General features: G+C 57.0%; 27 protein-coding genes and 1 pseudogene. 10 read left to right on the forward strand and 18 right to left on the reverse strand.

All coding sequences use genetic code 11. The features are described from left to right. Positions 1–10: 10 nt before the first annotated feature. From ACP2YP_RS10945 to ACP2YP_RS10970, 6 genes are read right to left on the reverse strand one after another with little or no spacing between them, the layout of a single operon-like run. Positions 11–865 carry a ComEC/Rec2 family competence protein gene (locus ACP2YP_RS10945; protein ID WP_426424130.1) on the reverse strand — a complete coding sequence of 285 codons (855 nt, stop codon included), beginning with the start codon at positions 863–865 and terminating at the stop codon, positions 11–13. A 6-nt stretch (positions 866–871) separates the two neighbouring features. Then, positions 872–1,789, reverse strand: a complete 918-nt coding sequence (locus tag ACP2YP_RS10950) for a hypothetical protein (RefSeq protein WP_426424131.1) — start codon at positions 1,787–1,789, stop codon at positions 872–874. Beyond that, positions 1,779–2,633, reverse strand: coding sequence for a HesA/MoeB/ThiF family protein (locus ACP2YP_RS10955; RefSeq protein ID WP_426424132.1), 855 nt, complete (start codon positions 2,631–2,633; stop codon positions 1,779–1,781). Before ACP2YP_RS10955 ends, ACP2YP_RS10950 begins: the two co-directional genes overlap by 11 nt. Beyond that, the gene (locus tag ACP2YP_RS10960) at positions 2,630–3,160 is read right to left on the reverse strand and encodes a type II toxin-antitoxin system Phd/YefM family antitoxin (RefSeq protein WP_426424133.1); all 531 of its coding nucleotides are present in this window, start codon (positions 3,158–3,160) and stop codon (positions 2,630–2,632) included. Before ACP2YP_RS10960 ends, ACP2YP_RS10955 begins: the two co-directional genes overlap by 4 nt. Positions 3,161–3,169: 9 nt before the next feature. Next, the gene (locus ACP2YP_RS10965) at positions 3,170–3,550 is read right to left on the reverse strand and encodes a ubiquitin-conjugating enzyme E2 variant (protein WP_426424134.1); all 381 of its coding nucleotides are present in this window, start codon (positions 3,548–3,550) and stop codon (positions 3,170–3,172) included. A gap of 8 nt (positions 3,551–3,558) precedes the next feature. After that, a complete protein-coding gene (locus tag ACP2YP_RS10970; RefSeq protein ID WP_426424135.1) occupies positions 3,559–3,732 on the reverse strand; it encodes a hypothetical protein in 174 nt (57 codons plus the stop codon). Between the two features lie 298 nt (positions 3,733–4,030). On the opposite strand from ACP2YP_RS10970, the gene ACP2YP_RS10975 reads away from it, so the two are divergent. Next, the gene (locus ACP2YP_RS10975) at positions 4,031–4,864 is read left to right on the forward strand and encodes a type IV toxin-antitoxin system AbiEi family antitoxin domain-containing protein (protein WP_426426107.1); all 834 of its coding nucleotides are present in this window, start codon (positions 4,031–4,033) and stop codon (positions 4,862–4,864) included. After that, positions 4,851–5,759, forward strand: a complete 909-nt coding sequence (locus tag ACP2YP_RS10980) for a nucleotidyl transferase AbiEii/AbiGii toxin family protein (protein WP_426424136.1) — start codon at positions 4,851–4,853, stop codon at positions 5,757–5,759. Before ACP2YP_RS10975 ends, ACP2YP_RS10980 begins: the two co-directional genes overlap by 14 nt. 369 nt (positions 5,760–6,128) lie before the next feature. On the opposite strand, the gene ACP2YP_RS10985 is transcribed toward ACP2YP_RS10980, so the two are convergent. Next, on the reverse strand, positions 6,129–6,308 hold the full coding sequence (locus tag ACP2YP_RS10985) for a hypothetical protein (protein ID WP_426424137.1): 180 nt from the start codon (positions 6,306–6,308) through the stop codon (positions 6,129–6,131). Between the two features lie 635 nt (positions 6,309–6,943). On the opposite strand from ACP2YP_RS10985, the gene ACP2YP_RS10990 reads away from it, so the two are divergent. Together ACP2YP_RS10990 and ACP2YP_RS10995 are read left to right on the forward strand one after the other, a co-directional pair. Continuing rightward, positions 6,944–9,346, forward strand: a complete 2,403-nt coding sequence (locus ACP2YP_RS10990; protein WP_426424138.1) for a DUF2235 domain-containing protein — start codon at positions 6,944–6,946, stop codon at positions 9,344–9,346. A gap of 14 nt (positions 9,347–9,360) precedes the next feature. Beyond that, on the forward strand, positions 9,361–9,957 hold the full coding sequence (locus ACP2YP_RS10995) for a hypothetical protein (RefSeq protein WP_426424139.1): 597 nt from the start codon (positions 9,361–9,363) through the stop codon (positions 9,955–9,957). Positions 9,958–10,049: 92 nt separating this feature from the next. On the opposite strand, the pseudogene ACP2YP_RS11000 reads toward ACP2YP_RS10995, so the two are convergent. Further along, a pseudogene (locus tag ACP2YP_RS11000) lies at positions 10,050–10,346 on the reverse strand (MFS transporter); the annotation flags it as partial. 163 nt (positions 10,347–10,509) lie between these two features. Between ACP2YP_RS11000 and ACP2YP_RS11005 the strand changes: the two are divergent. Continuing rightward, positions 10,510–11,529, forward strand: a complete 1,020-nt coding sequence (locus tag ACP2YP_RS11005; protein ID WP_426424140.1) for a hypothetical protein — start codon at positions 10,510–10,512, stop codon at positions 11,527–11,529. Between the two features lie 544 nt (positions 11,530–12,073). On the opposite strand, the gene ACP2YP_RS11010 is transcribed toward ACP2YP_RS11005, so the two are convergent. Beyond that, positions 12,074–12,334: a DNA-binding protein gene (locus ACP2YP_RS11010; RefSeq protein WP_426424141.1), complete on the reverse strand. Its 261-nt coding sequence runs from the start codon at positions 12,332–12,334 to the stop codon at positions 12,074–12,076. A gap of 471 nt (positions 12,335–12,805) precedes the next feature. Between ACP2YP_RS11010 and ACP2YP_RS11015 the strand changes: the two genes are divergently transcribed. Further along, complete coding sequence (locus tag ACP2YP_RS11015) at positions 12,806–13,282, forward strand: hypothetical protein (RefSeq protein WP_426424142.1); 477 nt, start codon at positions 12,806–12,808, stop codon at positions 13,280–13,282. Between the two features lie 113 nt (positions 13,283–13,395). Here the strand turns inward: ACP2YP_RS11015 and ACP2YP_RS11020 are convergent, their stop codons facing one another. Beyond that, entirely contained in the window at positions 13,396–14,022 is a 627-nt protein-coding gene (locus ACP2YP_RS11020) for a tyrosine-type recombinase/integrase (protein WP_426424143.1), read from the reverse strand. Positions 14,023–14,430: 408 nt separating this feature from the next. On the opposite strand from ACP2YP_RS11020, the gene ACP2YP_RS11025 reads away from it, so the two are divergent. Then, entirely contained in the window at positions 14,431–15,510 is a 1,080-nt protein-coding gene (locus ACP2YP_RS11025; RefSeq protein ID WP_426424144.1) for a tetratricopeptide repeat protein, read from the forward strand. A gap of 38 nt (positions 15,511–15,548) precedes the next feature. Further along, positions 15,549–16,016 (forward strand): hypothetical protein, encoded by a 468-nt coding sequence (locus tag ACP2YP_RS11030; protein WP_426424145.1) that lies wholly within the window; start codon positions 15,549–15,551, stop codon positions 16,014–16,016. 145 nt (positions 16,017–16,161) lie between these two features. Here the strand turns inward: ACP2YP_RS11030 and ACP2YP_RS11035 are convergent, their stop codons facing one another. The 7 genes from ACP2YP_RS11035 to ACP2YP_RS11065 all read right to left on the reverse strand — a co-directional run bounded on the left by ACP2YP_RS11035 (position 16,162) and on the right by ACP2YP_RS11065 (position 20,575). Further along, positions 16,162–16,410: a hypothetical protein gene (locus tag ACP2YP_RS11035; RefSeq protein WP_426424146.1), complete on the reverse strand. Its 249-nt coding sequence runs from the start codon at positions 16,408–16,410 to the stop codon at positions 16,162–16,164. 14 nt (positions 16,411–16,424) lie between these two features. After that, positions 16,425–16,607 carry a hypothetical protein gene (locus ACP2YP_RS11040; RefSeq protein ID WP_426424147.1) on the reverse strand — a complete coding sequence of 61 codons (183 nt, stop codon included), beginning with the start codon at positions 16,605–16,607 and terminating at the stop codon, positions 16,425–16,427. Positions 16,608–17,072: 465 nt separating this feature from the next. Further along, positions 17,073–17,357, reverse strand: coding sequence for a hypothetical protein (locus ACP2YP_RS11045; protein WP_426424148.1), 285 nt, complete (start codon positions 17,355–17,357; stop codon positions 17,073–17,075). Between the two features lie 66 nt (positions 17,358–17,423). Next, positions 17,424–17,876: a hypothetical protein gene (locus ACP2YP_RS11050; RefSeq protein ID WP_426424149.1), complete on the reverse strand. Its 453-nt coding sequence runs from the start codon at positions 17,874–17,876 to the stop codon at positions 17,424–17,426. Next, on the reverse strand, positions 17,869–19,272 hold the full coding sequence (locus tag ACP2YP_RS11055; RefSeq protein ID WP_426424150.1) for a DUF4407 domain-containing protein: 1,404 nt from the start codon (positions 19,270–19,272) through the stop codon (positions 17,869–17,871). The genes ACP2YP_RS11050 and ACP2YP_RS11055 overlap by 8 nt, the downstream gene beginning before the upstream one ends. A 140-nt stretch (positions 19,273–19,412) precedes the next feature. Continuing rightward, a complete protein-coding gene (locus ACP2YP_RS11060) occupies positions 19,413–19,646 on the reverse strand; it encodes a hypothetical protein (protein ID WP_426424151.1) in 234 nt (77 codons plus the stop codon). A gap of 164 nt (positions 19,647–19,810) precedes the next feature. Further along, positions 19,811–20,575 carry a hypothetical protein gene (locus ACP2YP_RS11065; protein ID WP_426424152.1) on the reverse strand — a complete coding sequence of 255 codons (765 nt, stop codon included), beginning with the start codon at positions 20,573–20,575 and terminating at the stop codon, positions 19,811–19,813. A gap of 629 nt (positions 20,576–21,204) precedes the next feature. On the opposite strand from ACP2YP_RS11065, the gene ACP2YP_RS11070 reads away from it, so the two are divergent. Continuing rightward, positions 21,205–21,435, forward strand: a complete 231-nt coding sequence (locus ACP2YP_RS11070; protein WP_426424153.1) for a hypothetical protein — start codon at positions 21,205–21,207, stop codon at positions 21,433–21,435. 165 nt (positions 21,436–21,600) lie between these two features. Beyond that, positions 21,601–22,245 (forward strand): hypothetical protein, encoded by a 645-nt coding sequence (locus ACP2YP_RS11075; RefSeq protein ID WP_426424154.1) that lies wholly within the window; start codon positions 21,601–21,603, stop codon positions 22,243–22,245. A gap of 2 nt (positions 22,246–22,247) precedes the next feature. Here the strand turns inward: ACP2YP_RS11075 and ACP2YP_RS11080 are convergent, their stop codons facing one another. After that, a complete protein-coding gene (locus tag ACP2YP_RS11080) occupies positions 22,248–23,795 on the reverse strand; it encodes a type IV secretory system conjugative DNA transfer family protein (RefSeq protein WP_426424155.1) in 1,548 nt (515 codons plus the stop codon). Positions 23,796–23,886 lie beyond the last annotated feature (91 nt).

The following is a 23,886-nucleotide window of genomic DNA, read 5'->3' on the forward strand; positions in this document are numbered from 1 at the left end:
CGAACCCTACTCAGGCCGCTTGGACATTGCGCGGGCGGATCAGGGTCGTCGTGATTTCCGCTGTGCCGGGCTGTGTGAGGAGTGAAACACCGCCGTCATCGTTGGTCGAAAAAACGTGCCGCGCTACCTTTTCATAGACCCGGCGGGCCTGCGGATGCGGATGCCCGTATTGGCTGTCTACTCCAGCGCTGATCAGCACCGTATGTGGGTCGATGTTAAGCAGTGACGCTGGGTGCGTCGCATTCTTCGATCCGTGGTGGGGCGCGGCGAGCACGTGCGATTTCAGTGCGGTGCCGTATAACTTACTAATTTTCTCCCAGCGCGGATTTTCGGTGTCGCCAGTGATCAAGTACGAGAAGCCGCCAGGCCCACGGCCCGTCAATTTGAGCACGATGCTACAATTGTTCGAGGAATCCATGTCCTCGATATGCGGCGAAAACAACTCGAAATCGAACTTGTCCGAGAGCCCGCTAAGCTTGCGGTTCGCAAGCTGATCGACGCGCACCGATATTTTTTCGAGCGGGTTGTTCGACGTGGACCGCGTCTTCACTTCGTCGTTGATGAGTGCAAAGACCTGTTTGGCCTCGTCGGTGTCCTTGTAATATTTGGGATACATGATCCAGTCGGGTCGGTATTTGCGCAGCACGATCGATGCTCCGGCGACCTCGCTGTGATCGCTGTCGAAGCCGGTCAGGACCAGGCCCTTGACGCAATGATCTTTGAGAGACAGCGCGAGCATTTCCTTGACGTAGGCCACCGTGCGGTTATCTGACGGCGGGACGCGGCAATCGACGATGATGGCCTCTCTCTGATGCCGCACGATTGCGAGGGCGCCCTGGCCGACATTCACGGTGACGACATTCATGACTCCTTACCCCTTCTTGCCCCGGTAAAGCGCTTGATTGAGATCGCGTTCGAGGTGCAGTACGGCGTGCCGCGCCGAACGGAATTTGCGTTGTTTGTACTTTTCGAGAACGTCGGTAATCGCCGAATTCTTGCAGGAACTGGCGATCGAATAAGATCGCGCATCGTCGGGATCTTCCATGACAACGACGTCGGCGCGCGAACCGTCGACCAGCAACAGCGGTCCCTTCCAGTAGGGAGCACCGATGTTTTTCGCGAGTAGCGCTTTGAAGTCGGGATAGAACTCGACAAAGAACTCGTGATCCTTGGCCCGCTCGAGATTTGCCGCGATCGGGCTGTCTTTCGGCCGCGGTGGGTCGCGTGGTTCGGCGACATTGCCGGGCCGAAGCGGCGGGGTATCGACGAGCCGCACGGCGTTTGCGGGAATCTCGTAAATTGCCTCGTCGCCGCGACGGAAGATGAAATGCTTGATCGTGTAGCGCGGGTTCCCGCTGCGGTTCTTGCTGACGACGAGCAGCGCGTAGAAGAAATCCGTGTTATGCTTGGCGTGGTTGACGGTCTTGAAATAGGTCGTCTTGTCTCCGCCACTCAAGGTCGCAAGGCCGTTGACGTGGTGCGTGTGCCAGTTACCGAGATGTTCGATCTCGGGATGACTCGCCTCGATCGCGCGAAACAACCGTTCTTGGTAATCGCCGTCTTGCAGGAAATAGGTCGGCGACCGCTCGGCGTTCGGTCCCGGCTCCAGAACGCCTTTAACCTCGATGTCGAGGTGATTGCCCTGAAGGCGATAGGTGCCAAGCAATCGACCGCCGGTCTCATCGACGGCGTAATTGTCGCACTCGTCGAAGATGGATTCGACCGCGCCGCGCGTGAGCGTAATCGAAAAGGTGGGCTTTGAGGTTGACTTTTTCGACCTAAACAGCATGGGCAACGCTCCTCGTGGCACAGACCGCGCATTCTTCCTGCGAGCTGAGTTCGATCCGCTGCAACTGAAAGTGCTTGTTGAAGGGATGGACAGGCCGGTTACCCCAGACGATGTAGTTCTCGCTGATGGGGTCCAGGAATTTGGGGCGCTCGGGTAGCCGTCGGGCGATGGCGTCAAGTACGAAGCGGGTATGGAACGACGTGATGAAGGTGATGTCGACGGTGAGGCCGGGCGAATCCTTGATCTCCGCGATCTCCATCCCATAGACTTTTTCGCGCTCTTCCTCGGAGACGAGATCAATCTCGCGGATTCCCTCGCGAAACTGCGTGCGCTCCAATTTGGCTTCCAGACAGGCGAGGCAAGCGCCGTCGGGCGGCCGGTAGGCGAACACTTCGCCGCCGATGCCTCGTGTGAAGACGCGACCGACGACAAAGGGGACTCGGCTGCGAACGCACATATCGTTGATGGCGTAGCGCGAGGGCTCGTTGTCAGTGGCGAGTACCACGACGTCGGCCGTGGCGATCTCCGACGCGAGCGCCGGATAGCTCATGATGTCGGCATCGATCTTTGTGATGTTCGCCTTGGGATTGCGATCGAGAAGAACGTCGGCGACGGCTTCGACCTTCTGTTGCCCAATGTAGCGTCGGCCGCAGACATGCCGGATCACGTTCTCTGGTCCGAGGACGTCGTTGTCGATGAGCGTGAAGTTGCGGATTCCGGACATGACGAGCTGAAGGGCGACGCTCGCGCCGCCGGAGCCGCATCCGGCCACGAGAACCCTGATATTGGCAAACGATGCGATGTCGAAGAGCGATTCGATGCGCTCGAAGGTGCGATCATTCATGGCGCATTCGTCCTTTCCGGCCATTCGCCGCTCTTGCGCCATTTGGCGTAATGCTTGAGCCAAACCCTCGCCAAGCTCAGTGCGTGCGACGCGTCATGCGTCTTGACGTTCCATGCCGCCGTCGCGCCGAAGATCGACAGCGAGCCGTCCGGCCATCGGTGCGGCGCATTGGACGCGACCTGTGCGGCATAAATCCGCGGCGCTGCGTTCGGATAGCCGTGGGGCAGAACGATGCTGACAACGACGTTCTCGCCGTCGGCAGTCTCAAGGCAACTGATCTCCAGCTCCTTGTTGTCGTTGATGGTGAGCTTATAGTTCTCGTTCTTGGCGTCGAGCTTAGTTAGCTCCTTAGCGATGCGATCAGGCGGTATGTCTGGGAGCAAGAAGGACACGGGGACGAGGCAGGCTTTGGGCTGGCCATTCCTTTCGACGATGAACACCTCGCCATCGCGCGCGACGCGGTCGAGAACCTCGCCCGGCGTGCTTCGCAGCTCCATCATCTTTAAGGTCTTGAAATCGACTTTCAAATTCGTCCCTCAGTGCCTGATTTCGGCGCCCGGCCAACTGCCGTTGTTACGCCAGACTTCGTATTTGTTGAGCCATTTCGCCGCGCGCCAGATAACGAAAGCCAGGTTATGCGTGCCGGGATTCCACATCGAAGGGTGCAGGTAACAGATGTTTCCGGCCTGATAGCGGTGCGGAGCGGTGGAGGTGATCGCCGGCGCATCGATGAAGACACGCGGCATCTCGTACGGGTAGGTGTCAGGAAATTTGACCGAGAGGACATAGTTGTGGCCGGTCGAGGTCTGCAATGCGGTGCGCGCGTAAACCTTGCCGTCGGTTGTCGGACGCAGCTCGACCAGCGCGAAGGATTTTTGCGCGTCGATGAATTCGCGTTGGATGCGGCTGATATCCATCGTTGACCTCAATATTCGCCGCCGAGATTCTCTTTCATGGTCAGCGGCTTTTTGTTGCCGATGTCGGCTGCCGTGGCCTGGCCTAGCGGCCGGATCTCTCCGTTCGGAAGGATCTGAATCGGGGTGTCCTCCTCGCTGTTGAGGAGCCGTTCCAGCTCGTCGATTTTGGACTGTTGGCTCATTGTCTCCCTCCGAGGGTACGACTCGTCGATTAATACAATTGCACAGTCTATGATGATCGTGCGGGAGTCAATCGAGATTTCTAGGTCTCGTGTCCCTTAGGGCGTACGACCACTATATGGGGCGCCAACAGACGGTGAATACCAGATGAGCTGGAAAATCTGTTCCGCAACAGGAACTTGAGAGGATTTTTGGCCCTCTTACCGAGTTTATCTATTGCTTACTTTGTCTATTTTGGTTTGACTTTTAGCTATATCTATAAACTAGATATGGGTTCGAAAATATGCTATATTGTCAAATATGGTTAGACCAAATGACAGACCACTAAACCGACTGGAGCGGGAGGTCCCGGAGGGAATCCTGGTCGATGCGGCGTGGCTTAAGAAGCGCGGCTATTCGCGACAGCTCCTCAGCCACTATGTAAGTGCTGGCTGGCTTACCCAGCCAACGCGTGGTGTCTACTGTCGGCCGCGGGGCTCGCTGTCCTGGCAGCAGGTCGTGATCTCGCTTCAAGCTGTGCTGGACTATCCCCTGCTCGTCGGCGGCCGCACTGCGCTCGAATTACAAGGCCACGCTCATTACCTTCCGCATGAGCAAAAGGAGGTCCATCTTTACGGACCCAAGCCGCCGCCGACATGGCTTTACAAGCTGCCGCTTCAGGCGCGCTTCGTCTATCACAACGACCGAAAGCTGTTTCGCAGCGCGTTGCCTATGAAGGGACTCACGCGGCTTGAGGGAGGAAAAACCGATACCGGTACGGCGCAAGATAGCTGGACGATCCAGAGCTGGGGACAATGGAATTGGCCTTTGGCTCTATCGACGCCTGAGCGCGCTGCGCTTGAGCTTCTCGACGAGTTGCCGAAACGCGAGAGTTTTCATCAAGCCCATGTGTTGATACAAAGCCTGTTCAATCTCAGCCCGCGTCGTCTCCAAAAGCTCCTCGCCGATTGTCGCAGCGTCAAAGTCAAAAGGCTGTTCTTCTTCTTCGCCGATCAGCATACTCACGCCTGGCTTAAGCGCCTCGACAAAAACACGATCGATCTTGGCAAGGGCAAACGCATGCTGGTGAAGGGCGGCAAGCTCGACAAGGCCTACCAGATCACAGTACCCGAGGATCTCGATGCCGTTCGCTGATATCTATCGCCGGCAAGTGACGCTTCTGATCCGGCTGCTGCCATTCGTTGCCGCGGAGAAGTGCTTTGCCCTGAAGGGTGGTACCGCCATCAATCTTTTTGTCCGCGACATGCCGCGACTGTCGGTGGATATCGATTTGACTTATCTTCCAATACAAACTTATCCGGAGTCGCTCGCGGCGATCAATGCCGCCATGGGTCTCATCGAGGCCAGCATCAAGGCCGGCATTCCTGGTTCAACCACAGCCGTGGGTGGCAAAGAGGCTAATACCCACTTGCTTGTACGCGCCGACGGCGTCACGACCGAGATCGAGGTCACACCAGTCCTGCGCGGCTGCGTCTACGATTCCGAGCTAAAGGCGGTTACCGAGACCGTGGAAGATACATTTGGCTTCGCCGAAATACAGGTGTTGTCGTTTGCCGATCTCTACGCAGGAAAATTTGTGGCCGCTCTTGATCGTCAGCATCCTCGCGACTTCTTCGACACGCGGGAGTTGCTCGCCAATGAAGGCATCGATGATTCTCTTCGTCGTTCCTTTCTTGTCTATCTAATCAGCGCTTCGAGACCGATGCATGAAATTCTGGCCGCACGACGCAGGGACATGACCGCGGAGTTCGAGCGGGCCTTTGATGGCATGACCGAAGAGGAGGTGACGCTTGAGGAGCTTAACGCCGCTCGGGAGACGTTTATTGCGGAGATCGTAGGCAAGATGCCGGACGCTCACCGCAAATTTCTGATTTCTTTCGTTCGCGGCGAACCGGACTGGGCATCAATCGGTTTGCCGGAGGCTGCCAATCTACCTGCGGTGAAATTTCGGCAGCTCAATCTCGATAAGCTTACGAAGGAAAAGCGTGCAGCCGAGGTTGCGGCTCTTGAGAAAGTATTAGCTCAATAGGATTCTCACGGAGCCATTCGTTTTTAACCTCGTATGTCATGACCCAGAAAGTCTGCCCAGCGCGGCAGGAATCCGACCGTTTCGATACAGACGAGGAGTTCGCTGAATCCTCTTTGTCCCGTGCCGAACGCATAGAAACCGTGCCCACGCGTCGTGTATCCTTCAACCTCATCGAGGTCAGAAGGCCCAGTTGGCGAAGCCAGCATCTCGGCAAAGGCCAGTGCCAAGCAGCAGTAGTAGAGGCTCAGGATTCTCTTATTCAGGCTTTCGAAGGGAACGGCGCGAAAGTAGTCCGATGCATTTCGCAATGCGAAGGCAACGCCGATGCCCTTGCTGGCAATCTGTTCGTCTGGAATAAACGATCTGCGATCAATAGTGTAGGCCCCGCCTCACCATCACGCGCCGGATGTTGCCGAGGCTGGTCAGGGTGTTCAGCCGGTCGACCGTTCCCGGTTCGAACCCGCAGAGGGCACTTTCGATCCTGCCGGCGAGACCGCAAAGTTCGTCCCGCGTCAGTTGCATGAGTTCGTTGATCGTCCAGGTCTGCATTGCTTCCTCCATCGCTTGACCGCGCCGATCGCGGCCTTTGCGGGAGGCCGTTGCGCCGGAGGAGGCGGATGCATCGTTTGCGACCGGAACGAAGTGGAGGAGTGCCGACGGCACTTGCATCCATCAGCCGATGACGGTGCGATAAGGCCGGAGAAGTGCCGTGATAGGTGAGGTGGATGGAGTTGATGCTGCCTGATAGGATGGGAAACCCTGCGCCCCAGGATCACGCCGATCGAATTAAAGTTGCCGAACGATTGTCTGGCTGTGTTCGCTGACGATACCGGCCATGAAGCCTTGGTCGCGGGACATCCGGTCTATGGGCTCGGTGGTTGTGCAGCCCGCGCCAGGATCGTGAAGCCGTCATCTAGTTGCCGTGGCGCGAGATCAGGCGGCAGGTGACCGGCTCGCCAGATAACCGGACCAAGCTTCGCCAATTGTCCGGCGGAGCCACAAAAATGGTAGGTTGTCGAAGATTATTGTTGCAACCCCTTGCTGATGTAAAATAACGTTTGCCGAGATTAGAGCGCTCGGAGCGCTCCGTATTGCGGTGCGACTTAAGGCCCCGGATTCTTATCGTTTATTGAACTAATTTTACTCAGGCGATCCGCTTTGTCCCCTCGATGGGAAGTTCATATATGACCCGACGAATTGTATTGCTGTCGGACGGGACCGGAAACTCGTCGGCTAGCTTTTGGCGGACCAATGTCTGGCGCATGTTCTCGGCACTTGACCTGTTTAACGATGATCAGGTCGCTTGCTATGACGATGGTGTCGGTACGTCGTCTTTCAAGCCGCTGGCGATCCTCGGCGGCGCCTTCGGCGTCGGCCTGAAGCGAAACGTGATTTCTCTGTACAAGTTCGCTTGTCGCAATTTCCGTGACGAGGGCGATCAAATCTATGGGTTCGGTTTCAGCCGTGGCGCCTTTACGATCCGCGTGGTCATCGGCTTGATCATCGATCAGGGCCTCATTCCCGCCGCCGGTATGTCGGAGTCCGAACTCGACCAACTGGCGCACCAAGCTTACCGGGCCTACCACCGCCACCACTACCACACGAACTGGGGGCTGATGGTCAAGCAAGTCATGAGGTGGTTTGGTTCGGAGACTGCGCAACCGACGGCGCCACCTGATGGGCGAAAAGTCCCGGTGATCCGCTTTCTCGGGCTCTGGGATACGGTGGCGGCCTATGGCTTGCCCGTTGAGGAGATGACCCGGGGCGTAAGCCAGTGGCTTTGGCCTCTGGGCTTGCCATCGCATACCCTGCATCCGAGCGTACAACGCGCTTGCCATGCCCTCTCGCTTGACGATGAGCGGACGACCTTCCACCCGGTACTTTGGGACGAAAGCAAGGAGGCCGAACCTGCGAATACGCCACGTTACACGAGCGGCGAGCGACTTTCTCAGGTCTGGTTTGCCGGGGTCCACGCCAATGTCGGTGGCGGCTACCCGGACGACTCCCTCGCGCAAATTCCGCTCTACTGGATTGCCCAGGAAGCAAAGGCCTGCGGCCTGATATTCAAGGAGGCGAACCCGGCCGCCATCGCCGAAATCAAGGAAGCTCAGGACAAGGACGGCCGTGTTTATGACTCGCGCAGCGGCCTCGGCGCCTATTACCGCTATGGTCCGCGACGGATATCGAGGCTCTGCAGTGAGCTCTTCTCGCGGACGCTCGAGGACCAGGTCTCGATCAAGAAGCCCAAGATCCACGCCAGCGTCTTGAAGCGCATCAAGAACAATGCGCATGTCTACGGGCCTATCGGCATCCCTCACAACTACGAACTTGTCGTGACTGTGCCGCGAGCGAATAGCTTCGATGCCGATTTCCGGATCGACCCGCTGCCAGAACAGCTCGATGGTTCTCCCGATTGCTACGAATTGAAGAAAGATGCCGCAGCGCGCGTCCTGGCGGAACGCGACGCGATCTGGCCGCGGGTTTACCTGCGGGCCGGACTCTACTTCCTTACGCTCCTGGTCACCGCGTTCTTTGTCGTGTTCCCGTTGACGGGACGCAGCAATGTGATTGAGCAGGATCAAAATCGGCTGCATCCAATCTCGGAGCTCATTGAGACTGCGGGAGGCTTCCTGCCCGATTGGGCTTCACCTTGGTTCACGGCCTATGTCCAGTATCCGGCGGTGTTCATCGTTCTCGTGCTGCTTCTGGGCTTCCTGCTGTGGGCGAGTTCGAGAGTTGCTGCAGGCATAACGGATCGGATGAGCGTCCTATGGCGCGCCTCCCTTTCTCATGCCAATCCGGCGCCAGCCGAGCCGCCCTCGAACGAGCTCGGGTTCGGCGAATGGATTGCTTTCGGACTGCGATCGAGCTGGAGAGACTATGTCGGGCCAGCGTTATCCGCACTGGTGATCGTCTATGCTGTCGTGACCATCGGTAGCCATTGGGTATTCACGGCGGTCGATGAAGCCGGCTTGGTTTGCGCCAGCACAAATACAAAGAACATGCCGGAGATCCCTGAACAGGGCATGGTGTTCGCCTTCGATATCAAGGAGCCGTGCTTTGCGACGCAATACAAGGTCGGTCGGCTAGATAGGCATCTGATCTGGACAATGCCGAATCCCGCGGAACTCGCTGAGCTGAAGGCCGACCATCTGAAAAAGAATCCGAATACCCCGATAGAGACTGTCCCTGAACAGAACTGCTCATCGTCTTACGACGGGCAGCTGAAGAATGGCGGCGTGTCTGCCGATGGGCGTGGATACGATACGTTTCGCAACGAGCAAGGGCCGCAGTTGACGTTCCGCCAAATGCTCTGGAATGCCTTCTTGCTGCCGCTCAAGCGGCATTACGGCCAGCCCTGGTTTCAACCGGTCGCCCGATACGGCTTTATCGGCGCCGAACTCGATTTCCTGGAGGCGGACCCCAATCCTAAGATTGAGAAAATCTCTGAAAACGTCAGTCCCAAAGTACCTGGCCAGCTTTTCTTCTACTTCAATGATGCCGTGTTTCCGGGACTTGTAAGCTCGAGCTGGTTCTACGGAGATAACGCGGGTTGTGCGATGTTCTTCGTGCGGCCTTCGAAGTGACCAAAGGGGGCAGGATGAGTAGGATCTATTTGATAGCCGCATGTATCTGCCTGGTGGCGACCATCCTGTGCTTCAAGGCGAACGAGCCTAACAGGAATGCCATCAATGCGGCTATGGTCAAGAAAGGGCTTCTGACACCTGAGCGGATGTGGCCCTACTACGATGCTGATTATCTGAATGAATTCATTAAAACGGCAAATCAGGAGCAGGCGCTGGGCGTAAGCGCTATGGCGCTCTATATTCGCCCTACCCTACTTTGGATTGATGTCGGCTTTGCGATCTTCTGCGCTTCCTTTGCGGCTCTGTTTTGGCTTGGGATCGCCAACGTACTGCCCAACCATCTTCCCGTCGTGAATCATCTGATGGCATTTTTGATCGCGATGTCTGTAGTCTATGGCATCACGGATGTTGCGGAAGATTTATGGCTGGTCAAACTCTTTTCGCAGGATCACCAGGTGACGAAGATTGAGGGCTTTGCCGCTTGTGCGCTTACCGAAACGAAGATTGTGACGATTTCAGTGTCTGTCGTTGGTGGTTTACTCTTTAAGGCTCTAGACGCGACCTTCTCCAAACCCACAGCAGGAGATCAGATGCCCGCGAAGGGCAGCTGATGTTGCGTTCCAAGTTCGACAATGCTTGAACGGTGGTCCGATCCGGTGGGGGTTGATAGCCTCAACAACCGGCTAGAGGGAGAGTGGAGCGCTTAGCGAGCCGGCGCCTTAGCGGTTGCCGAAGATTGCGCAAGGAGCATCAGAGCCACAAGGCCGAGAGGCTTAGTCCTGGCGAAACCAGCACGCTCGACCGGCCGAGGCTGTCGATGAGCAGTCCAAACCCAAGCCACCAGCGTTTTGCAGATGATGCGCGACGGCGCCCCGATGAGGCCAAGCCGGTACGCATAATTCTCGAAGCCGAAAATTGCCAAGGGATGCGTTCCCCGTGCAATGGTCAGGATGCCGTTGTCGGCACCGTGCAGCAGCGCGAACGCCGCCGCGGCGCCCCCCGCCGGTCTCGGGCCTTCGGGGACGATCCTTCGCGCTGGAAAGGGTGTTTATCCGGGTGATTTTATTAGAAGCGCCCATTCCCTAATAAAAAGAAATCGTCTAAGTTGCAAAAAAATTACCGTGGGCACCTTCCTTATTTCTCCATCGATTTATCCGTAAATCATGCCTGAGTCGAACGGCTGGACGCTGGTCAAGATCGCTGGCCTCGTAAAGGAGGCCTTTGAGCGATTCTCAGGTATTCTCGCGCTCCTTTCCGCTGTTGGTGGTATCAGCGGCTTTGTCGCCTATTATTATTCGCTCTATGTCCTGTACCAGACTTACGTCCTCTGCTTCGTTGCGGTCTTCGCCCTTTTAACGGCGGTGCTGGTAACGTGGATTATTGCCACCGAAATCTTTCGCAGACGCGACACCGAAGTGGCGGCGGAATTTCTTCGTCTTGAGAACGTTTATCTCCCGTTTGAGCGAGAAGCAGTTCGGCTTCTTTATCAGGTTGCTCTGAACACGACCGGTTCAATCGACGTGACGAACCTCGAAGCCCTGCACGCGGATTATCTTGAAGCGATCTGCAACACGGCCGTTGGAGTATTTGAGGCGAAGAGACCGCGTAAAGGGCCGATCACTGCTAACATCAAGCGCATCGAAGAAAGTGGGATGTCTGGTGCCGCGAGCTTTGTATATCGTCCGTTGGTCCGATCGTCCAAATACGACCAGCATCGCATTGAATACGACGAGGGCTTGGAAGCCGATCCTGTCGCGGTCCAATCCAACTTTGTCTATCGAAGAATCTTCGATCCGCGCTATCAGGATGACTTCTTCGTTCATGGTGATCTTGCGCAGCTTCTGAAAGAGATCACTCGATCCAGAGAGATCACGGAAGAGCCAAATGAACGCTCAACCGAATTTTACCAATCGTTCATAATTTTCCCGATCTTTGGGCTCATGGAATCGGACGCCAATGCGCCCTCGGTTCCGCTCAGTAACTACATGCAATATAAGAAGAAAAACGTCTTTGGTCTCATGTGCGTCGATTCGGGAAAAAGAAAATCCTTTAATGCAGGCTCAGATGCCGACATAATGAAGCAGCTGACCTCATATGCGTTTGGTGCCTTTCGGCTTGTCCAAGCCATATATGACTTGGCGCGTAGGAAGGGCCTATCTGTTGAAACTCAGCGTCGGCGGTAGGAAAGTTAATCACGTCCGTTTAGGTTACGTAGGTCAGAATCACGTTTGAAGGAGCAATCATGGCTGGTCAAAAATCAACAAAAGCGGCAGAGCCAACCATAGCTCTTACGGTAACTGATCGCAGCGCTCAGCAAGGCTTTCAGACTTACGTCGCCGGAGTAGCGGAGGCCTTCCGAGAAAAACAACGCGCTCGTCGCGAAGAGACGCCTTCAAGAACGAAATCTCCACCCAAGCCAAGCAACGGTTAGCGATCTCGAAGAAAAGTCGTTTGCTTGTGTTCGCATTAGTCGAGCGCCGCTGCATTTGTAAGGTCAACGCTCGTCAAGGAACATTTGCCCGATCGCTTCTCCATTGGCGGCTTTTTGGGTGCGTACGCCAAGCTCAAGATCAATGCGCCAACTTCTGTAACCTGCGACGGCTTCGCGTGAAGGCGCGCTCGCCTACACCGGTACGACAACACACTATGTCTGTTTCTGCGATTGCGCGACTTGAGAGCAGGCAGTCGCGTCCGTTTCGGCGTGTACGTGATAAGACATCGCCGGCCCTATTGTTCGGGCAACAAGGCCTTGATCTCCTGCCCCGCAATGAAATCCAGCAGCACAGATTTTCGTGCACAAAGCAACGACCCAAGTCTGAAGACTGGTAGCCTGGAGTTCTCCGCGAGGTGGTAGATCTTGCGACGATTTCGACCGCGTTGATCGTCACTTGTACCGCGAAAAAGAAATTCGGCGATTGCGTCCGCACCTTCGAGGATGTCGTCGGCGAGGTGAAGGTGTTCTTTTTGCGCGGCGGCGTCTGGCGGCATGTATCCTCCCTATACTGTTGATGAGCCCTTCGCGAATACGAAGGACATCCTCTTGCGAGCGTGGGAGCGTCTTCGATGAACCTGTCTCTGGCAGCCGTTTTCGACAGGCTGCCAAAAATGGGTAACCCAACAATCGCTGTGCCACTCTCGCTTCGACAGAGAGGGCGACGGAATGAGCCGATTGTCTTTTTTTGGTAGTCCCAAATCAATTTCAAAATGCTGCAACGCAAAACATTCGCAACGGCTCCGTTGCAAAACGCTCACTTGCATACCATCGCACTCCGAACGCTACGCGCGAGGGGGCAGACGCTCCAGTTCGGCAGATGCGCTTCGCCAAAAAAATCTCTCGCGTCCCGCTCGACGTACCAAACCTTCCCATTGCTTCCGCGCCGATTCCCAACCCTTCCTATAAGAGAAACTCCTGGTGTTCGGTAAAACCGTATCTCCTCAAACCAGCAAAGGAGATACCCCATGAAAGTCCTCACGATCGGAAAAAGGCTTGTGCCTCTCGATCAAGTCGCGTTTGTCGAACCCTTCGATCCCGCCAGCAATCCGGAATTCAAACCTGAGAAGGATTTCAAGTCGAGGCTGATCCTGCTCAATCGCGATATCGTTCTCACGGAGCAGTTGCCGGAAGAGTTCGCGACTGAGCACGGACTCCACTTCCTTGCCGAGGATTCGGTCGCCGTGAACCAGGCCATCGTATTCCGGGTCGAAACCTTTGAGCCGACGGAAGGGTTCAATCCAACGAAGCCTTACAAGACCCGGCTCAAATGGCGTGACCTCGCCGGTAACGAACAGAGCAAGCTTCTCGTGACAGAGCCTGAGACGGTCATCTCGGAAATCCTGAAGAGCAAGGTCGAGACGCGTCCAACGGCAAAACGTCCTGGGCGGCGTCCTCCGAGGGGCCGTAGCGGCTCCCGCAGAATGGAAGCATTCCGCGGCTAGCAGCGGAGGCGACGTCGAAGTGAAGGCCCCTGTCGGCACGCCGCCGGCAGGGGTTTTTTGTGACTCGCGGTCAATAGCGAAAGCCGCGTTCGTCGCGTAGGGCCGATCTGCACCTAGATCGAGGGGCGCCGCACTCGTCCCGTTTTCCACATCCGCGCAGCAAATGCGCGTTCTTCGGGGCCGATGACATCAGCGTAAATCGCTGTGGTCTTGAGCGATGCATGCCCGAGCCATCGCTGCACGAGGTGCGGTGGTACAAAGGATTGAAACGCATGCACGCCGAACCCATGGCGCAGCCCTTTAGGCATCGCGGGCATGCCGCTTATATGGGCGCTCGCCATGACTTCCTTGACGCGCCGCCAGGCAGTGGTCCGGCTCCATTTCCAGAGGCGCCGGTGGGCCAAAGCCGGATCACGTTGACGCTCGCGGAGACGAAAAGCCCGGTCGAGCTTTTCGATCAGACTGGGGGGTAAAGGCACCTGCCGGACGATGCCGCGCTTACGGCGCTTCAGCGTCACGATGTTCGCAACACCGCTGTCGAGATCGATGGCCGCCGGGGTGAGGGCCAGGATTTCGGAAATCCGCGCGCCACTGAAATACAGGATGAGGCAGAAGAGCCGGACTTCCAGAACGGCGCGGCGCGCCGCAGCGATAAACCGCCGCCGCTCGGCGGCATTGAGGTACTTACGGCTACCGGTCGGTCCGTAAAGGCTGATCGCGGGATAGGCATGCCTGCGCATCGTGGCCTCGGCTGAAACAATTTGGCCGATAGTGTTTCAGCACGGGAAAACCCCATTGGTTCAGCGCTAAGGCGTGCAGTCGGCAGAAAGTTCGTCTTAAAGTCTAGCGGCGGGATATAGCCAATTTCAAGGCTTTTTCGATAGGCGAAACACTATCGGCCATTCTGTTGCATCAAAAGAGAAGTTGACCGAAACGAACATTCCCGCCGCACTCGGCAGGAGTGCCGTATTGAAGATTTTGCGAAGCGTGCCGCCATCGTACTGGCAGTCGCGACCGCTTCAACAGCAGCATCCATCCAGGATTGGCTTGCGGGCAAGGCTTTCGCCCAGTCAGCGCCATCGGCACAGGTTACGCCGGAAGAAGCGGGACGAAGGTGTGGGGAAGCTCACGACCAAAAAGACTATGCAATGGCCTTGCAGTGGTGTCGAACGGCCGCGGAGCAAGGCAGTGCGGCTGCGCAACTTGTACTTGGCGGCCTATATTTCGAGGGATTGGGCGGCCCGACAGACATCGGCAAGGCGGTCGAGTGGTGGCAAAAGGCCGCCAATCAGGATTTTGCGCAAGCTCAAAATCTCCTCAACAACAAGATTGTTCAGGGCGAGATCGGCCTGGCGTATTCCAAAGGTGATGGCGTTAAGCAGGATGACGCGCAAGCGGTCTTCTGGCTTCGCAAAGCCGCCGAACAGGGCGACGCCCCGGCGCAATCAAATCTTGCCACGATGCTTTTGAAAGGGAGAGGCGTCCAGCGCGACCAAGCGCAAGCTTTGGTTTGGTTTCATAAGTCCGCCGATCAAGGATTTGCGCTCGCACAGGCGAAACTCGGCATCATGTATCTCAACGGCTATGGTGTCGCCGAAGATCAGGCGAAGGCATTAATGTGGCTGCGAAAGGCGGCCATTCAGGGAGACGCCAACGGGCAACTCTCGATCGGAATCGCATATCTGACGGGCTACGGCGTACCAAAAAACGCAACGCTGGCGAAGGAATGGCTGCGCAAATCGGCCAGGCAAGGCAACGAGGACGCAAAGGCCAAGCTTGCCGAACTTGGCGAAGACTCAAGCGCCTGGGGTCAAGCCAATCCGGCGGCGACATCCGCGGCTCAAGCCGCCTACGATTATCTTCAACGGCATTTCGTCGGCACTAAGTTGGTGAGCTACAGGATCACCACATCCGACGGCGACATTTGTCACCTGCGCTATGCGTTTCCTGGCGCCGCCAATCTCAATCTGAAATACGATTTCAACGCCGCCGATATCCAACCGGAGTCGATCAAGGCTATCTCATCTCAGGAGGGCAATGGTTGGGCCGGCCTCCTGCTTACGGCCGCTTCAGGAAAGCAGTTCAAAGCTGAGGGCCATGTGGGTGGTCAGTTGGCCCCCCTCCAAACGTCTCTCAAGCTTCTTTCCGTTGGAACGCCCGACGACCTGATTGTGCGGGCGCTCGCAAAGCTTGCGACGGAATGCGGAGCCAGGCGGTTGCCATTTTAGCCAACGCTGACAGCCCAGCCCTTTTCCGGAGCCGAGAAATGTCGGACCACGATACACCGCGCCGTCGGTCATGGTTGTCTTTCACCGAGATATTCTTCTTCATCCAAATGGCTTGGTGGTGCTTCTGGTTTGGAGTGATGGTTGTTATCGGCTCGGAAATCTATCTCACCTTTGCAGGTGCGCCGAGGCCCGACTGGCTGGACCCGCTCGAAACCGTCTACGGCGTCGTTTGGAAGATTACGAAAACGGTCGTGGCGAACGCGTTCAGCCCCGCCGCCGACAAGGCTCCGCCAGTCGATCCGCGCTGCGCCGTGGCGCTGGTGCAGTTCAACAGCGACGGATCGGAGGCAAGACGCTTATCGCTCAATGCGAAAAGCCTGACGGCGGCATCTGACGTTGTGACCGCCAGGAACGTGACATGGCAAAAGGTGCAGATAGCGGGATATGAGGGGTGGGCGATCAAGAGTGATCTGGATGAGAGGCGCTCTCATGCCGAATGCCAGTAATGGATCATCCTGCGTTTGGAAGTTCTCGCAGAATGCGCAGACAACAATCGTCAGACTGACCGGCATTTTGAGGGGAGAGGGCGGTGCAGGAACCTGCAAGGTCTTGCCGTACAGAGGCGCAATACCCTGAGCGTCCCGGTTGTTCTCACAATGTGCTTAGATCTTCCGGCACGTCGCCGAACTTCCAGATAACTTTGGCGTCGCTAAAATCGCCCGTCGCGGGATCACCGGTGCGGCTGAAGGCAACTGCGCCGACATGGCCCTCCTTGCGCGACAGCGCTTCGGCTTTCATGACGACAGCATTGGGATTGAAGCATTCGATCGGCTCACCCGCTGCGATCCCATCATCCGCCGCTACGAACGGCAGGGCCACGTAGTAGGTTACTTCGCTCATGGTCTGATCCCGACTTAGTCGTACCAATCCTTGCGATCTACCGGCAGTGTGCCGCGCACATAGCCCGGTGATACCGCCGCCGTCAGCTCGCGGTTCTGCCTTTCCAGAAATTCATTGGCGACAAGAAGCGCCTTGATCGCTGCGCGTAGGTCGCCACCACACGCGGCGATCGCCTGGTCGGCCGGCCTCCAGTTCATCCGCGTCCGGCTGTGGATTGGGCGTGGAGCTTGGCGGCATCGGTAGTTCCGTCTTGACCGGATGGGAATGATGTTCTCATTATGTTCTCACGGAGTCAACCGGCCAAAAGCGTCGATTTCCGCCGCCCTGGACGGTCGAGCGGGCCAATGAAGAGACTTACCTTGTGAAGGACGCCAACGGCATCGCAAGTTTCTGGCGGTTAAAGGTCTGACTACGAACCTTTCTGACCACGCAGGCGCAATCTGCGAGTTATCGTGCCTCCGCTATCGTTGGAGCGACGCTATGTCAGAGAACAAACTGGACGAAGTTTGGAATCCATTTGGTGTAGAGCTTCACACAATGTCCCTGACCGAAAGACAGGACATGGAACGGGCACGCGCTTGGGCCTACTACCTCAATGGAGGTGGTGGCGACCCGTCATACTTTGACGGCTACACACACATGAAAAACGCTGAACGAGAACGCTAACGCCGGTTGGGTTCTTCCTGTTGCCTCTTTCGTTCGGGCTGGGGCTTTTTCTCCGGAGGCTTCGTGGTGAGAAATATCTCCGCTGCCTTCGTCATCGTCGCAAGGCCCGATAACGCCAGAAAAGCTGCGATCATCGTCGGCAGCCAGTTCCGCCCCCCGAATGGCAGAACAAGCCACAGCGCGAAAACCAGTAACAAGATCGCGACCGTGAAATAGAACGCAGCCGCCACGAGTTGCGCTGTCCACACACCAGTTTGGGCGGCACGATAGAGCATCTTCATAAGATGGATCCCTGAGTGAAGCGATTGAGCGTCAGCCTTACGCCGACGCTCGGTCTCTTGTCTGATTTAGCGTGCCTCGGGGTGAAGCACGCGCTGAATCGTTTCTGCGGCCTCCGCCAAAAGCGCCTGCGCGGGATCGTAAGTCTGGCTCGCGCTGCTTCGCGAGGTCGCGAGATGAAGGATGCTTGTTAGGAGAATGTGGAGACGCATGAGGCTCTCCTCCGGCTCCCACCACTCGGCGCGTCTTACCTGCTGGTTCCAGATGTGAGCGCGAATGGTGGACTTTAACGCACAGGTCAAGCCACCGAATTTAAAGGATGGAAAAGCGGTGTGCTCGGTTAGGTGGTGGATGCTTCGAATTGCGGGCTTATCGTCCCTCCCGTAGACAAACATCGCAATGCCTGAAGCGGTTCTCAAAAAGTCAGGCGCGAGCGGCCGATCAATGTGATGAAATGCATCCTTCGCTCTGTGCTTCGCTGCTTCCTCTTCGAGAAGGGGAGATATTTTGACCTCAGTCATGGCTGGGCTCCTTACCTTCGCCGTTCAACTGTCTGATCCGTCGCGTGAGGTAGGGGCCGCGCTTTCGCTTCGGCGGTGTTGCGCCGTTCATACCTGAGCTTGGTAGATGATTGTCGTTCGATGGCGGCGGGGGATCAGTTATCGGATCGTCCAATTGAATCGCCGTTCCGTTCCCCTGCTCAGCCGTCTTGGCAGCTTGCGCCGGCTTGCCGTCCTGCGGCTGATAGGCGGCCAGTTGGTCAGCACAATCCTTCGCCTGAGCCACGGATTCGAGGATATGCGCCTTCGCGACATAGCCCGCATAGACGGATGTCGGCGCGCAGAGCCGCACGATGAAACCCGCGCAATCGAGCAGGATCAGAAGTAGATCGATCGCAATGACGATGGGCAGGACGCTCGGATTTTCCCACATGATGGAATGCAGAGCCGAAAGGCGGCCAATCAAGCCGTCCTGGTGCTGCACCCGCTCGGGCGACGTCGCGATCATCTGGGCGACAGCCGCATTGCGGCCCTCAACCTGCTTGAGGGATTGCTCCCGAAGGCTTGCCAGCTTCGCCTTCTCGTCGGCGAGCCGCTTCTCGAACTTTTCGAGCTGAGCGTTGTCGACGGGAGATGGTGCCGCCGCACCGCGCCGCGTTGCGGCCACCGACCGTCTTACGGCCTCCTGTCTAAGCCGCTTATCCTCGCGCTCGAGATCCGAGACGAGCGCGGACTGGCTCGCCCCGGCGTCGCTGGTGCGCCGTAATTCCCGATCATATGCCTGATCGGCTTGCTGGAAGATCGCGTGGTTGTCGGAGCTCTCGTGTTGGCTCTGCCATGTCGCAATATCTGCCGCATACCACCACAGGCACACGCCGGTCGTTGTGACGATAGCGGTGAGAAAGGCGATCGTGATCCGATAAGCGCCGAATGAGTTTAGAGACCCCATGTAGCGTCGCAGGTGTGGGAACACCAAGCCGCCGCTTCGCAGACTCTTGGCACCATCGGATACCTGCGACGATCTCCCGCCATAGCTTTCGATGGTCGCAATCAGCAACGCAAAAACGAGGCCTGCGAGTGCGAGACCGAGATTGAAGTGAGTGAGACCAAAGAGAGCATGGCCTGCGACGCTGAACAGCCCGGCATTCAGAATCATGCTTATCACGGCAACGCATCCGATTGCGATCGCGACGCCGTACTCGAACCGCGGACAATACTTGCGCAGAATGTCCTCGTCATAACTAGCGAACCCGATGAGGAGTGATGCGGGGCTCGGGCGTGGTGGCCGCGGCACTTTCTCGGGACCGTTCAGATCGAAATAAGAATTAGCCATAGGGATCTCCTTATTTGCCGGTGTTTGATGCACGTCATGGAAGAAGATGATTCGTTCGAAACGCCGCTCTAGGACGCACTTCATCGGCGTTCTCCTGGTGATGAAAATTGGACGAAGAGGCTCAGCCGGCGGCTCGGATGAGTTGCCGGTCGGTTTCGATGGAATGCTGGTGGTCAGATTGGTTGAGACTATACGCGCGCAGCGCTGCTCAAGCCGCGGTCGATTTACTCACGTTTGTGAGGAAAGCTCATGCTCTTGCCGTCTCCGAAGGCGCGTTCCCATTGGGCGGCTTCCTCTTTGGCCACCCGATCGCGCTCTTGTTTCAGTTCCTCGCGAACCAGTAGGCGCACTAACGCAGCACAACGGCTGCCATCGAGAGGCGAGCTAAAATCTTCCGGGGTTTGTCCGGCGCTCAGACATTCGAAGTAATCGCAACGACAGTCCACAGGCTCATTCATTTACGCAGCCTCCTGCCTTCGTCCGAACCGATAGGTCCGCGACGCCCGAAATGGGATGTGCAGTTTCCGAAGTTCAGTCCGGGGATGCGTCAGGCAAAAAGAAATCCCGGTCTCGATCACTAAGTAACCGAACCCTCTTCAATGTCAACCCGTAATTACGAGGATCAGTCGCCGGCTGATGCGCGCTTTGCGCGATGCTTGCGTGTTCTATCGCGCAAGACCTTGCGCACTATTTCCAGTTCGGCCCGCTTCGCTGGATCAGTAATTGCTCGAGCACGCCCTTCCGGCCCGCTCGGCAAATCGAGCCAGACGGGCAAACCCTGACGACTGATTTTTGTTTTTAAGTGGGCGTGAAGCGAAGGATCAGCCCACGCGAGAATTTCGCGCGTTAAACCGCGATTGACCCATTTGCGGTAGATGATGTGGAGGTAGAGGAACGCATTGACGTGATAGGGCCAGCCCTGTTCTTTGCGCGCGTCCCATTGATACATTTTCGCGTACGCGATGATTTCCTTGACCTCGGCTTCGGACAGGATTGGGAACGGCAATTCCTGGCTTGTACTGAGACGGTCTACAAGCGCGGCCGCGGTTTCGGCGATCAGCGCGCGAAGCTCTTTTTGTGTGATAACGCTTTTGGGCACGTCATAGCCAGCGCTCGGGTTACCATCTTGTCTTTGCAATTTATAATAGTATACTAGATTTTTTTCAACTATAAGCTGTATATCAAGCTTTTCTTCAGCTCGGTACTTCTCGTTGGATTTTATTAGGGATTTTAGGCCGGCGATAAGAGCGTCGCTTAAACGGCGACGTATTGGAACAGCTTTTCGTGTAGGTGCTTTTCCAACTTCGATTTCTTCAAGTGTGTCTCGGGGCTGGTCCATATCGGGAGGGGTTTTGCTGGCAGTGGCGATTGCATGAGTCTGCTTCACTTGCGACTCGTCCACCTCGGAGTGGTTTGATCCGAAGCTTGCGCAAACCTCAGTCAAGTCGTCAGGCTGCACATAGCGGATTGACCCCAGTCGCTCGCGCGTCCGTGTGCGCTTTGCCGGCTTTCCTGGCAGACTCGCCTGCGGCCTTCGTATAGGTGATCTTGGTTGCTTCACTGCATCTGCGTTTCGTTCGTTGGGCAGGCCTGCGACTATATGTGATCGAGGCCGTATGGATAAAGACTTGGCCTAAATCCACTCGGGGCCCGAGCGATGTCTGGGCACAAAGTCTAACCAGCTAACGGAAACATCCGGTAACGTTTAGAATGGCTGAAGCCAAGTCTTGACTTTCCTTGATACTGAGAACAAAATAGGAACATATTCCCTTGGACTAGCAACATCGATCGCACGCTACTCAATAGAGCAGGCTGACGCCCCCAGGCCAGCCCCACGCCGGGTTCCAGGCTAAGCACTCCCATCATCTGCCGCCGCAGGAATGCCTCTCGGAAGGAGGCGAATCAACAGCAGACTTGGGGGGATCATTATGGCCAGCACACGGTACCAAACACGAAGCCGTTCGACGAAGTGGACGAAGACACACTTCTCGGAGCGGAGGCCATTGCCGAATACACATGTTCGGAGATCGCCAGCATCGCCGGAAGGTCTACTACCTGGCCGAATGCAGCAAGATTCCGATCTGGCGTTTGGGCGCGACACTTGCCGTGCGCAAAAAGACCTACGACGCATTCATCGAGTATCAGGAGAAGCGCACCCTCGATAAGCCTGCGGAGGAAGAGGCAAAGCGCGCTCGTGAGAAGGCGGAGGCAGAGGAAAGAGGCGCCATCGCAAAACGTGGGCAGTAGGAAACATCGAGTAATGAGAAGATGCCGCGCTCCGCTGGGGCGCGGCATTGTCTTTGCTGTGCCGCCGCATAGCGCGTGTGCTTGTTTGGGAATGTTTGGGAATCCGGCTCAGCCGCTGAAGCGCTGTCGATTTCGTGATGCTATAGTGCGGGTATGGAAGAGCGCTTGCGCTTTATGCCGCCCGGTGTGGATTTCGATCCGCGGCTGGCGAACGAACTCGCCCGGCGGCAGGTTGCGGTCCCCTCAGCGGACGAGGGGGCGGAGTCGCTTGCTGCGCAGCGGCGGAGCCCGTTGAACGGCTATACGCGGACACTGACGCCGGAAGGCGGCGTCTTGATTCGCTACAGGGATCAGAACAAGCATCCGTTCCTGACGACACTACGGGTCTTCGCCTGGCTGGTCGCGACCGGTCTCAGCGGATGGCAGGTCCTTTTTGTTAGCGACCTGTCAGTCCTGCACGGTCTGCTGTTGTTTGTCTTCCTGACGGTCATCATCACGCGTCTCGCGCGACAGAAGATCATCGTCGCCCATAGCGTCGAAATCCGGCCCGACGCCATAATCATCGATGGTGTGGACGTCTTCTACGCCGAGGATCTCGGCGAGAACTGGCCCGAATTGCAGATGAAGGATGATGAAGACCGCGACCGCATGTTCGTCGGTGGCATCTGCGGAACCCGCTTCATCGAGTACGCGACGGCCAATCGTCTCGACAAGAACGATCGCACACCCGAAGTTCTGGCGCAGGATCTTGAGGCCGCCATGGAGCAGCTATGGGGCCGCCGCGAAGTGACTTTCGCGACGGCCGAGTGACGTTAGTCAAGTTTGGGAATGGTCGGCACCCGCATGGCGGCTTGCGCGCGCCTACGGATATTCGCGACGTCCTGATGATCCAGCCGAAGAGCCGCCGCGGCGGGCCATCCTTCAATCAGCAGCAACTGACTCCCGCGCTGCCGCGAAAACGCCGTCCGCAATTCGAAAGGCGCGATCAGTTTTTCGAGCCGGCCTGCGACGTAGCGCAGCGTTTCTTCGTCGCCGTTGGCGAACAGCTGCACAAGACCGGCATTGCCAAGGAACGTTTCCCACGACGCTTTATAGTTGCGCTGTAGCTGCGTGATGTCCTGAAGGATGACCCACAGCTTGACGCCGAAGCCCGGAAAGTAAGCTGCGGCCCGCTCCATGATCTCCATGTGACCAAGCGTGGCGAACTCCTCCATCATGAAAAGGATCGGAGGCTGGTCGCGTGGATAGGGACCCATATTTTCGAGTGCCAGGCACGCCAACTGCACGATCATGCGCATCCAGCGGGAATGCCGCTCCATGCGGCCAACGGGGAGGCACAAGAAAATCGTCGCCGGCCGGTCACCGCGCAAGGTCGAGAGGCGAAAATCCGAGTGCCGCAAGGTCGCCCGTAACGGCAAGCTATCGAGGAAGTCCGTTTGGGCCGACGCCGTCGAGAAGATCGCGCTCCTCTCCGTGTGACCGGTCTGAAGAAACCGGTTGCCGATCCCCGCCGGAATGCCACCGAACCGGTCGCCCATGGCCGCGAGCCTGTTCAACAGCGCCTTAACGGCAAGACTGTTCGCATCGAAGTAAGTCGTCTTCTCTTCGGGCGATGCGTCCGCGAGCGCCTGGGCTGCGAACTCTTTGGCGGCCAACGCCAGCGGTTTGTAGGTCAGGCATAGCAACTCGCGCACCGTGACAAGATGCCGTTCGCTCTCACGCAGCGTCAAGGTCAGCAGGATTAGCCCGGTCAGCAGCGTGCGTGCGCTTTCGTCCCAATGTTTGGAGCGCGCATCACCACTATCAGGCACCAGCGCGTTAGCAATCGAGGCGATATCGTCGACCAGGCTCGGATTATCCGGATCGAGCTCCGCCAAGGGATTGAAGCTGGCGCTTGGCTCCTCCGACTGGCCGAAAGGATCGAGCACATAGACATCGTGCCCCATCGCTCGACGGAAGCGGGCCGACTTGGCTAACTCTCCCTTCGGATCGAGGACCAACATCGAGCCGGAATAAAGATATAAGTTTGGCTCCAGCACCGTTGAGGTCTTGCCGGCACGTGCGCCGGCGATAGTCACCATCGGACGATCATCGAGATGACCCAGAATAGTGCCGGCAAGCTTGCCGATGATGATTTGACCAAACTGGAATTGAAACTTGATCAGCTCCTTTGGCGACATCCAGAAATTGATGCGCTCACGGTCACGCGCAAGGCGCGGCAGCAGCACCCCGCGTGGCAGTGCCGTCTCGTAAAGTTCGCGGCTACGTGCATCGAAGCCCGGTAGGTTTGGCAAACCTTGCGCCTGCGATGTGTTGATCTTCGTCGCCCACTTTTCTCGTTCGCTCTTGAACCAGTCCATTCGAACCTCCGTTGAATGGACAGGTGTGTATATTGAGCCGATAGCTGATGCTCTCGGAAAGCCTCGCAATCGCAAACTTTACATGGAGGGT

The sequence above is a fragment of the Bradyrhizobium genosp. A genome (genome assembly GCF_049949275.1).
Lineage (GTDB): Bacteria > Pseudomonadota > Alphaproteobacteria > Rhizobiales > Xanthobacteraceae > Bradyrhizobium.

Coding starts and splice junctions, on each gene's coding strand:
- ACP2YP_RS11055 (WP_426424150.1), bottom strand. CDS start 19,272: ATGAAGTGCGTCCTAGAGCGGCGTTTCGAACGAATCATCTTCTTCCAT.
- ACP2YP_RS10980 (WP_426424136.1), top strand. CDS start 4,851: ATGCCGTTCGCTGATATCTATCGCCGGCAAGTGACGCTTCTGATCCGG.
- ACP2YP_RS10985 (WP_426424137.1), bottom strand. CDS start 6,308: ATGCAGACCTGGACGATCAACGAACTCATGCAACTGACGCGGGACGAA.
- ACP2YP_RS10950 (WP_426424131.1), bottom strand. CDS start 1,789: ATGCTGTTTAGGTCGAAAAAGTCAACCTCAAAGCCCACCTTTTCGATT.
- ACP2YP_RS11030 (WP_426424145.1), top strand. CDS start 15,549: ATGTCGGACCACGATACACCGCGCCGTCGGTCATGGTTGTCTTTCACC.
- ACP2YP_RS10955 (WP_426424132.1), bottom strand. CDS start 2,633: ATGAATGATCGCACCTTCGAGCGCATCGAATCGCTCTTCGACATCGCA.
- ACP2YP_RS10990 (WP_426424138.1), top strand. CDS start 6,944: ATGACCCGACGAATTGTATTGCTGTCGGACGGGACCGGAAACTCGTCG.
- ACP2YP_RS10965 (WP_426424134.1), bottom strand. CDS start 3,550: ATGGATATCAGCCGCATCCAACGCGAATTCATCGACGCGCAAAAATCC.
- ACP2YP_RS11080 (WP_426424155.1), bottom strand. CDS start 23,795: ATGGACTGGTTCAAGAGCGAACGAGAAAAGTGGGCGACGAAGATCAAC.
- ACP2YP_RS11050 (WP_426424149.1), bottom strand. CDS start 17,876: ATGACTGAGGTCAAAATATCTCCCCTTCTCGAAGAGGAAGCAGCGAAG.
- ACP2YP_RS11045 (WP_426424148.1), bottom strand. CDS start 17,357: ATGAAGATGCTCTATCGTGCCGCCCAAACTGGTGTGTGGACAGCGCAA.
- ACP2YP_RS11010 (WP_426424141.1), bottom strand. CDS start 12,334: ATGCCGCCAGACGCCGCCGCGCAAAAAGAACACCTTCACCTCGCCGAC.
- ACP2YP_RS11060 (WP_426424151.1), bottom strand. CDS start 19,646: ATGAATGAGCCTGTGGACTGTCGTTGCGATTACTTCGAATGTCTGAGC.
- ACP2YP_RS11025 (WP_426424144.1), top strand. CDS start 14,431: ATGGCCTTGCAGTGGTGTCGAACGGCCGCGGAGCAAGGCAGTGCGGCT.
- ACP2YP_RS10975 (WP_426426107.1), top strand. CDS start 4,031: ATGGTTAGACCAAATGACAGACCACTAAACCGACTGGAGCGGGAGGTC.
- ACP2YP_RS11035 (WP_426424146.1), bottom strand. CDS start 16,410: ATGAGCGAAGTAACCTACTACGTGGCCCTGCCGTTCGTAGCGGCGGAT.
- ACP2YP_RS11005 (WP_426424140.1), top strand. CDS start 10,510: ATGCCTGAGTCGAACGGCTGGACGCTGGTCAAGATCGCTGGCCTCGTA.
- ACP2YP_RS11070 (WP_426424153.1), top strand. CDS start 21,205: ATGTTCGGAGATCGCCAGCATCGCCGGAAGGTCTACTACCTGGCCGAA.
- ACP2YP_RS10945 (WP_426424130.1), bottom strand. CDS start 865: ATGAATGTCGTCACCGTGAATGTCGGCCAGGGCGCCCTCGCAATCGTG.
- ACP2YP_RS11020 (WP_426424143.1), bottom strand. CDS start 14,022: ATGCGCAGGCATGCCTATCCCGCGATCAGCCTTTACGGACCGACCGGT.
- ACP2YP_RS10995 (WP_426424139.1), top strand. CDS start 9,361: ATGAGTAGGATCTATTTGATAGCCGCATGTATCTGCCTGGTGGCGACC.
- ACP2YP_RS11040 (WP_426424147.1), bottom strand. CDS start 16,607: ATGAACTGGAGGCCGGCCGACCAGGCGATCGCCGCGTGTGGTGGCGAC.
- ACP2YP_RS10970 (WP_426424135.1), bottom strand. CDS start 3,732: ATGAGCCAACAGTCCAAAATCGACGAGCTGGAACGGCTCCTCAACAGC.
- ACP2YP_RS11015 (WP_426424142.1), top strand. CDS start 12,806: ATGAAAGTCCTCACGATCGGAAAAAGGCTTGTGCCTCTCGATCAAGTC.